The organism is Desulfobulbus rhabdoformis, from assembly GCF_016919065.1.
Classification (GTDB): Bacteria; Desulfobacterota; Desulfobulbia; order Desulfobulbales; family Desulfobulbaceae; genus Desulfobulbus; species Desulfobulbus rhabdoformis.
On sequence record NZ_JAFFQA010000083.1, the window covers coordinates 1 to 8,585 of the forward strand.

At 50.7% G+C, this 8,585-nt stretch carries 9 protein-coding genes; 2 read left to right on the forward strand and 7 right to left on the reverse strand.

What is annotated here, in order from left to right; genetic code table 11:
* Positions 1-122 precede the first annotated feature (122 nt).
* The 3 genes from JWJ90_RS21980 to JWJ90_RS21990 form a co-directional block, all read right to left on the reverse strand.
* Positions 123-335: a hypothetical protein gene (locus tag JWJ90_RS21980; RefSeq protein WP_205229369.1), complete on the reverse strand. Its 213-nt coding sequence runs from the start codon at positions 333-335 to the stop codon at positions 123-125.
* A 1-nt stretch (position 336) separates the two neighbouring features.
* Positions 337-1,272 carry a sulfite exporter TauE/SafE family protein gene (locus JWJ90_RS21985; RefSeq protein WP_240195103.1) on the reverse strand — a complete coding sequence of 312 codons (936 nt, stop codon included), beginning with the start codon at positions 1,270-1,272 and terminating at the stop codon, positions 337-339.
* Between the two features lie 496 nt (positions 1,273-1,768).
* Positions 1,769-2,212 carry a universal stress protein gene (locus JWJ90_RS21990; RefSeq protein WP_205229370.1) on the reverse strand — a complete coding sequence of 148 codons (444 nt, stop codon included), beginning with the start codon at positions 2,210-2,212 and terminating at the stop codon, positions 1,769-1,771.
* Positions 2,213-2,355: 143 nt separating this feature from the next.
* Here JWJ90_RS21990 and JWJ90_RS21995 point away from each other — a divergent pair, with 143 nt between their 5' ends.
* The gene (locus JWJ90_RS21995; RefSeq protein WP_205229371.1) at positions 2,356-3,888 is read left to right on the forward strand and encodes an ATP-binding protein; all 1,533 of its coding nucleotides are present in this window, start codon (positions 2,356-2,358) and stop codon (positions 3,886-3,888) included.
* Positions 3,885-5,231, forward strand: a complete 1,347-nt coding sequence (locus JWJ90_RS22000) for a sigma-54-dependent transcriptional regulator (RefSeq protein ID WP_205229372.1) — start codon at positions 3,885-3,887, stop codon at positions 5,229-5,231. The genes JWJ90_RS21995 and JWJ90_RS22000 overlap by 4 nt, the downstream gene beginning before the upstream one ends.
* A gap of 9 nt (positions 5,232-5,240) precedes the next feature.
* On the opposite strand, the gene JWJ90_RS22005 is transcribed toward JWJ90_RS22000, so the two are convergent.
* From JWJ90_RS22005 to rsgA, 4 genes are all read right to left on the reverse strand, one after another.
* Positions 5,241-5,747 carry a universal stress protein gene (locus JWJ90_RS22005; protein ID WP_205229373.1) on the reverse strand — a complete coding sequence of 169 codons (507 nt, stop codon included), beginning with the start codon at positions 5,745-5,747 and terminating at the stop codon, positions 5,241-5,243.
* An 89-nt stretch (positions 5,748-5,836) separates the two neighbouring features.
* Entirely contained in the window at positions 5,837-6,838 is a 1,002-nt protein-coding gene (locus JWJ90_RS22010) for an arsenic resistance protein (protein ID WP_205229374.1), read from the reverse strand.
* Positions 6,839-7,338: 500 nt separating this feature from the next.
* Positions 7,339-7,896: a GNAT family N-acetyltransferase gene (locus JWJ90_RS22015; protein WP_205229375.1), complete on the reverse strand. Its 558-nt coding sequence runs from the start codon at positions 7,894-7,896 to the stop codon at positions 7,339-7,341.
* Positions 7,893-8,387 carry a GTPase RsgA gene (gene rsgA / locus JWJ90_RS24030; protein ID WP_205229377.1) on the reverse strand — a complete coding sequence of 165 codons (495 nt, stop codon included), beginning with the start codon at positions 8,385-8,387 and terminating at the stop codon, positions 7,893-7,895. The genes JWJ90_RS22015 and rsgA overlap by 4 nt, the downstream gene beginning before the upstream one ends.
* Positions 8,388-8,585: the final 198 nt, after the last annotated feature.

Consider the following 8,585-nt stretch of genomic DNA (forward strand, 5'->3'; position numbering starts at 1 on the left):
CGGTGCGGTAGACTGCTGTCTACGATCAAAATGGCCGGAAGGAGAAATCCTTCCGGCCATCTACGTTGGAAAAATAGCTGGTAATTATACGTGAGAAACATGTTGGACGGGAACTTGAGAATCTACAGCGTGCCCATCAAGCGAACAATCATCTCGGAATCGGCGGGAACGTCTCCACTCACCTCGATATCGGCACCATTATACTGGGTTCCCATGTCAATCGTACCAGGCGTAAGCTGGATAGAGGTTTTTGCAGCAAAGCCCACGCAGGGCACGGCTAAAAGCAGTGCGGCCAGTAGCAGCGGCTGAACACGACAAATTTTTACCAGGCCCATATTAATGTCCTCCTGCATAGGTCAACAGAATGTCCGGTGTGATCAGTAAATCACAGAGCATTTTTACCATGACCACGAGAACCAGCGTGGCCAAAAGAATTTTTAAGTGTTCGCCTCCGAGCTTCTTGCCGACTTTGGCCCCTATCTGAGCACCAATGGCGGAACCGATCAGAAGCAGCAGGGCAAGAATGAAGTCCACGGTATGATTCTTTGCAGCCTGCATGACCGTTACGTTCATACAGGTAAAGAGGATCTGAAACAAAGAGGTGCCAACCACCACATGCATGGGCATGCGCAGCAGATAAACCATAACCGGCACCATGATGAAACCGCCACCAACCCCCATGATGGCCGCAAGTACGCCCACCAGGATACCCAAAACAAACGGCATCAGCAAAGAAAGGCGAATACCTGAACGTGCAAAATCCATCTGCATGGGAAGAATGCCGATGAGCTTGGCATAGAGCGATTCCTTGACCTCGGTTTCCGCCGCAGCCTCCTGGCCGGACTTGCGCATGGCCTGCAGGCTCTCAAGAAACATGTAGCCGCCAACAAAACCAAGCATCAAAACGTAGGTGACGGTAATCAGAAAATCGGCATTTCCCATCTTCCGCAGGAGGGCAATAACCTGAACGCCCAGAGTGCCGCCGACAATACCACCAATCAGGAGCAGCAGGCCCATTTTGATATCCACATTCCCCTGGCGAAAATGGGCGAGGGTCCCGGAAGTGGAGGCACCGACGATTTGATTGGAATCAGATGCCGCAGCCACGGTTGGGGGAATGCCCAACATGATCAGAAGTGGGGTCATGAGAAATCCGCCGCCGACACCAAAAATGCCCGACAACAGACCGACCACTCCACCAAGGCCGAAAATCGCCAGACAGTTGACACTGGCTCCGGCAATGGGGAGATAAAGATTCATTGAAAGATCCATCTCGTCCTCTTGAAAATTTCTGTTTGGTTGATATTCACGCTCTCAAAACCCGTTTGAGAACGTTAGGGAGTCTTGAATCATTAGATTTTTCAATCAAGGCCAAGGATCGCGCAAAATTTTACCGCAGGCATATATTTGATATTCCGAGGATAAAATTTTAAGCATGACGCCGGGATTGGCAGAAAAAACAATTATTCAAGATTCCCGTTTTTTGTCATCTTCGTCGAATGCATCCCTCCGCAACTCATTTTTTTTGATTACCACTGAAACTCAGCTGCAATATTTGTCGCGGGCAAGGCCCACTCCTACGAGTCCGATGACATTTGGGAGGCTTGTAGGAGACGGGCCATGCCCGCGACAGGGCGAACGGTTTACCGACTCATTGCCTTTTGCGGAAGAGAAGTGGCACTCGGCACAAATTCTTCTTTTCCAGCTGAGTTCTGATGGTAATCATATTTTTTTGACTCCATCTGCCCGCATCCCACCGGACAGGACTTCAGCCCGATCGCAAGCTCTCTGGGTTTGGGCCACTTTTATTGGCAGCCACTACTTCTATTTTGCAGCGCAACCGATGACGGAGCGTTCCCAGCAGGGTGGCCTCCTTCGCCGTCATCCGGGTTTCACTTCCCTTGGTTTCAAAAACTAAAAGGCCAATTCTGTAATGTTTGACAAATTGAATAACCTCATCCTCATAAGTCCCTTCCGTGACAAAATAGTTGATGCTGATCCCCTGGGCCTTTGCTGTTTCCAGCAGTAAGGACAGGCGTTTTTTCACTGTAGATTCAAGTACATTCCCGGAAGATACCTTCCTTTCCCCAGGGGGAGGATTCACCAGAAGCACATACAGCTCAACATCCATTCGCCGGGCAAGGGAACAGGCATGGGACAGTGCTGCCCATGCGCCATGTCGTGTATCTATCGCTACCAGTATTTTTTCCATGGACCTCCTCATTTCCTTCTTCAGTAGCAAGGAGGATGCCATGAAAATAAATTCAATATATCCAGCATATTATTAAAATATTCGTTATCCACCCCCGTTCTTTTATTTCATTTTGAAACAAAATAGCTTAGAGTTAATTAACGATGTTTCATTATGAAATAATATCTTCTGAGGAGGATGGTACGGTGGGCGTGTATCTGGGAAAACTGGGGCAGGAGGTGGTGGGAGCCGGAAGTCGGCTGGTCAATCCGGGCTCGATCAAAGGCAAAATATTCACTATCTTTTCCGTGGCGTTTCTCTCCATTGCCGCACTGACGGCCTTGAACCTCTGGAATTTTGGTACCCTCAAGGAACACCTGCTCATTAGTGAGCGTTACGATGACCTGCTCAACAATATTCTTGAGGTGCGGCGGTTTGAAAAAAACTTCCTGATCTATGGCGATGCCCGCAACATGCAGGAGAGCCTTGATTACCTCGACCGCATTGACACCTTGGTCACTGATCTTTCCGCTGATTTACGACAACTGACCAACGACCAGTCTCTCGAATCCTTTACCGAAAACCTCAAAGAGTACAGGTTGATGGCATCAGGGCTTGCATCGCATGCCAAAATCTCCCCCACACCGATGCGCACTATCGGGAAAAAACTCACCAACGACGCCGACCAATTTCGCCAGACCAAACGTAAACGGATTCACGCCGCCATCCTCCGGATATCCATCCTTCCCTTTGCCTTTCTCGCCATCCTGCTCTCTCTGCTCCTCCTGGTTCTCTGGCTCATCTCTCACGGCCTGCTCAAGCCGCTTAATGTGATCAAGGAAACAACCCGATCCGTCGGCAGAGGGGATTTCAGCCCCATAGACTATTACGGCGTTCCTCTGGAAGAAATTTCAGGACTTATTCAAGCCTTCAACCACATGGCAAAAGAGCTGGAAATTCATCAGGAAGATCTGATTCAGACGCGTAAAATCGCCGCCATAGGAACCTTCACCGCAGGGGTGGCCCATGAGCTTAACAATCCGATCAACAATATTGTACTCACCGCTGAAAGCCTGAAAGAGGAAATGGAAGAGGAGGATGATCCGGAGAGGATGGAAATGCTCACCGATATTCTCACCCAGGCAGAGCGAGCCGCCGAAATCGTCAAGAATTTATTAGATTTCAGCCGCACCGAGCGCCCGATCTTCAGTCAACTGGACCCAGAGCTGATCCTTTCAAGCAGTATCAATCTGGTGAAAAATCAAATCAAGGATGTTGGCTTGCACTTTGAGACCTCCATTGCTGACGATCTGCCCCAGATCTGCGGTAACCTGGGCAATCTGCAACAGGTCTTCACCAACCTGCTGCTCAATGCCATTCAGGCCTCGCCTCGGGACGCGCATATTCGCCTGGGCATTGACTATGCCCAAAAACCTGGTTTTATAGCCTTTACGGTGCAGGATTTCGGCGAGGGTATTCCCCAAGACCTGCAACACAAAATCTTCGAGCCGTTTTTCTCGACCAAAGAGGTGGGCAAGGGAACCGGGCTTGGGTTGGCGTTGTGCTATTCCTTGATCAAACGGCACGGTGGTAAAATCAAGGTGGCAAGCGATCCGGGACAGGGAACCGTGTTCACAGTCCTTCTGCCCCACTTGGAACAACCGGAACAGGGGGAATTTCTCGGAGGAATCGTATGAGCATGCTGCGACTTGCAATCGTTGACGACGAGGAAATTGTCTGCCGCCGCCTGAGCCAAGCCTTGGCAAAAGAGTCGTTTGCTATCGAATCCTTTATCATCGGGCGCTCCTTTCTTGAGCGGATGATGCAGGAGCCTTTTGACATCGTCCTTTTGGACATGCGGTTGCCGGACATGAACGGACTGGAAATACTCAGTCGTCTCAAAGCGCTGCGTCCGGAAACCGAGGTCATCATCATCACCGGGTACAAGAGTGTTGAGAGCGCGGTGGAAGCGATCCGCAAAGGTGCCTTTCACTATATAGCCAAGCCGGTCAACCTGGCGGAAATCAGGTTACTGGTTAACAGCGTCCGTGAAAAGATAGCCATGCGCATGGAAAACCAGCGACTGCGCGAGGCTCTGAAAGGCGACTCCGGCCTGAGTTCGATTATCGGCAACAGCCCGGCTATTCAGGATCTCTTTGCTATGATCCGCAAGGTGGCGCCGGTGGACTGCAACGTACTCATTCAGGGAAGCAGTGGAACGGGCAAGGCTTTGGTGGCCAGGGCCATCCATCAGATGAGCCCCAACCGCGACCACCCCTTTGTCGCCTTTAACTGCGGTGGTTTTACCGACGAGTTAATCAGCAGCGAACTCTTTGGCTATGAACGCGGTGCCTTTACCGGGGCCAGCGCAACCAAGGTCGGTTTGCTCGAATCAGCTGCCGGAGGCACGGTTTTTCTCGATGAGATTGGGGAAATGCCCCTAGGGATGCAGGTCAAACTGCTGCACGTCATCCAGGAACGGAGAATTTTACGGGTTGGCGGGACAACGCCCATAGAGCTCGATATTCGCATCATCGCCGCCACCAATAAGGACCTCAAACACGAGGTCGAACTGGGGACCTTTCGCGAAGATCTCTATTTTCGACTCAATGTGGTCAATATCCCCCTTCCACCGCTGACCGAACGCGGGGAAGACATTCCCCTCCTGATTCGTTTTTTCATCGAAAAGTACAGCCTGGCCTTTCATAAACAGGTCCAGGGAATTACGCCTCCGGCGCTGGATATACTCTGCAGCTACAGTTTTCCAGGCAATGTGCGTGAATTGGAAAATATCATAGAACGGGCCGTGGCCCTGACTGACGGGGAGGAGATAGGCCCCGGTGATTTGCCAAGCGACCTCCAGGACCTGCAGTTTGACACTCTGGAGGGGGACGGTTTGCCCACCCTCCAGGAGATGGAACGACGTTATATAGCCAAGGTGCTGGCAAGCACGGAATACAACAAGGGGCTGACCGCCCAGATACTGGATATTCCGAGAACAACACTCTGGCGGAAGATTAAGGCCTATGGGTTGGAGTAATCAACCTCATCATGCCTCTTTGGGCAGACGTACCGTAAATACAGGAACCGGGCTCATGCGCACGATCTTGTTGGCCACAGAGCCCAGCAGCATATCGATAAACGGCCCTTGCCCGTGGGCACCCATGACCACCAGATCGTAACTTGCTGTTTTCAATTCCTCCAGAATACACGCTGCGGCATCGCCCTGGAGCACCTTAATCGTCGCCCTGGCCACGGGACAGTCGGGATCCTCGAGGCGACACTCCGCAGCCATCTCCTCCACCCGCTTACGTGCTTTTTCCTGGGCGGCAGCCATGGCCGAGGTGTTGATATTCTCCCAGGTCTCCAGGTCAAAATGGGTTTCAATATCGATTCCGGCATTTTCGCTCATGATCTCCACCCAGTCGGGAAGCACATGAACCATGGTCAGCTCTGCCTTGTTACTCTTTGCCAGAGAAGCGGCATAACGCAGCGCCTGACGGGAATTTTCGGAAAGATCGGTTGCATACAGGATATGTTTCATTTCAGGGAGCATGAAGTCCTCCTCTTAGGGGCTTTGAGTTGTCTTGAAAAATTGTTTTTTCGGTCAGGATTGGACAAAAAAGCGATTAAGCAAGATTCCCCTCAGTTCGTACCCGCAGCCTGGACAGCTGGTTCAGGCACCGGGGCCGGGCCAAAGAAACGATCGGTAAACTTAACGTACCAGGCAGCTGACTGCACCTGAATGATATAGGCCAGGGCAACAACCAGGGCTGCATCCGAACCCTGCGCACCAAAGGCGTTGATGGCGACGGCCAGGGCAATGGAAAGGTTGCGCATAACCGTACCATAAACCATGGCAATGGCATCACCACGTGGCAGCAGTACGCGGCCAAGCACTGTACTCAGCACATAGTTTATGAGATAAACGATGGCCAGGGGAAGCAGAATCTGAACCAGCATCTGCGGCGCAGCCATGATGGTCTTGGCTTTGAGCGCCAAGGCAATAAAAACGATGCCCAGAACCCCCAAGGTCGACATGGCCGGGAACCGGGGGGCAAAGCGCTGGGCAAAGGTCTTCTGCCCGTATCGGGAAATCAATGTCCGCTGGGTAAGGTAGCCAAGCGCCATGGGCAAAAAGACGATCAAACCAATTTGCTTGAACACGGTCGCCATATTCATGGAGACGGTAGCCCCCAGCAATCCTTTGACATACAAAGGGGTCAGTAGTGAACCCAGAGTGAGCCCGATGACTGTCATTTTGACTGCGGCAGCCATGTTCCCCTTGGCAAAACCGGTCCAGGAAATGGTCATGCCGCTGGTGGGAACCAGACCGGCCAAAAGTAATCCCAGCATCATGTAGGGCTGCTCACGAAAGAACAGCCAGCCAATGCCAAAGGTCATAAAGGGAACCACGGCAAAGTTCACCAGTTGGGTGATGAGTTGGGCGCGAACATTTCCTCCAGCGAAGACCTCCCGCACCTTCAAGGTCACCATCATCGGGTAGACCATGAGAAAAGTAAAAGGGATAATCAGACTCTTGAGCCAGGCCATATTACCGCTGGCGCCTGCGATAAAGCCAAGCACCATGACCGCTGGGATGGCTAGAACCAGATTTTTTGATATCATCATCAATATCTTCCACATGGACGCTCTCCTTTGAATTGAGGGTGTTGTACATTGTTTTTCACAACACATCAAAAAACATACCAACAGGTACAGAGAAACACACCGAAAATCAAGACAGCATAATTTCACCCTAACTTTAGAATGTTAAGCGACAAATTCTCTACCCCGTGCTTGAGTGAAACGGGTTCACTGTTAAATTTCAAACCGTTTAATCATGCAACATATGTTAAATTTCATGGCAACAACTGTTAAGTTTTAAACAGATCCCTGAATTTCTCATTTCTAAACGGACACCTGAAAAACTCTCCTTTATGGCAACCTGCCCAGAGGTAAGCGATCAGGGGGACCCCCTGAAAGAACTCGTATTATCGAAACTGTAAGCGGTTACGGGGTGCCGGAGATGCTAGGCGTCGGCCTGTGCAGCGTACGCCTGTACGTAAACAGGCCGATAACACCGCAGATTCGGTGCCCCGTGATCGCTTACGCCCAGAGTTTCCCTGAACGGGTTGCCCACTCACTTATTCCCGCCAGTGTTCAGGCTGATGCAGTGTATCAGCGCAACGAATTTTTCCAGATACGGTGCCGATAACGCCAGGCGTCAGTTCCTGTACCATCCAGGCTGCGGCATGCTCCTCCGGAATAGGATAAGGTGCCTCGAAGCCGCAAATTCCTGCCGGGCTAAAACCGCAACGGGGATAATACTCGGGATGGCCGAGTACAAAAACGAGTTGTGTTCCTGATTTGCGAAGGGCGTCCAGGCCAGCCATAACCATTTTTCGCCCTATGCCCATATTATGAAAATCGGGAAGCACGGCAAGAGGCGCAAGTATTTGCGCTGCGATATTGCTTCCCTCTTCGTTTATATCCACTTTGGTAAACAGCACATGTCCGACCACCTTGTCCTGCGCAACAGCGATCAGTGAGTGGAGCGGCTCTGCTGTAGGATCTCCCAACAAGCCCTGTACAAGCTCACTGATAACCATCCCCTTCTCCCTGTCATGAGCCGTAGCGAAAGCCTGCTGATGGACATACAGCAGACCTTGTGTATCTGAGGGTTCCGCATGTATTATTTTCATTGTTGATTTTTCCTGTGTTTCAAATTTTTTAGCTTTTTTGAAATATGCTGCCAACGTTCTTTTTCCACTCTAGCGGCACTTTTGTTATGCCGTTCACGGGTGTAATTGAGTTCGTTGTTCAGCTTGATATAGTTGTTCAACCTTCTGGCGGGTATTTCACCTGTGATTACCGCCTCAAGCACCCGACAGCCCGGCTCACAGGTGTGTGTGCAGTTACTGAACCTGCATTGGCTGGCAAGTGCGTCAATATCGGGAAATGCACTTATACTGCTCGATTCATCACGGACAAAACCGATCTCTCGGATGCCCGGATTATCAATCACCATTCCGCCACCGGGCAGGAGAAGCAGGTCACGGCTTGTTGTCGTATGCCGCCCCTTACCGACCCTTTCACCAACGGCTCCGGTTTTTCTGATATTTTCCCCCGCAAGATGATTGATGGTTTCGTAAAAAGTTTTTGTGTTTAACTGGCTAATTTTACAAAATAAAATTTATTTTCTAAGTTGAGAAAATCTTCGACAAATGTTAACATTGCTTCGTAGATTCAATATGATACGAGGCACTTAAATGTTTTACGTAAAAAACCACAAACAGCTGCACATTTTCGATCCCTGGGGTCACATTGGGCCCAAGAGGCGCAAACTTCTTGAAGAGTCATGGTCCGGGTTGTTTCGAAAAGAAATTCTCTC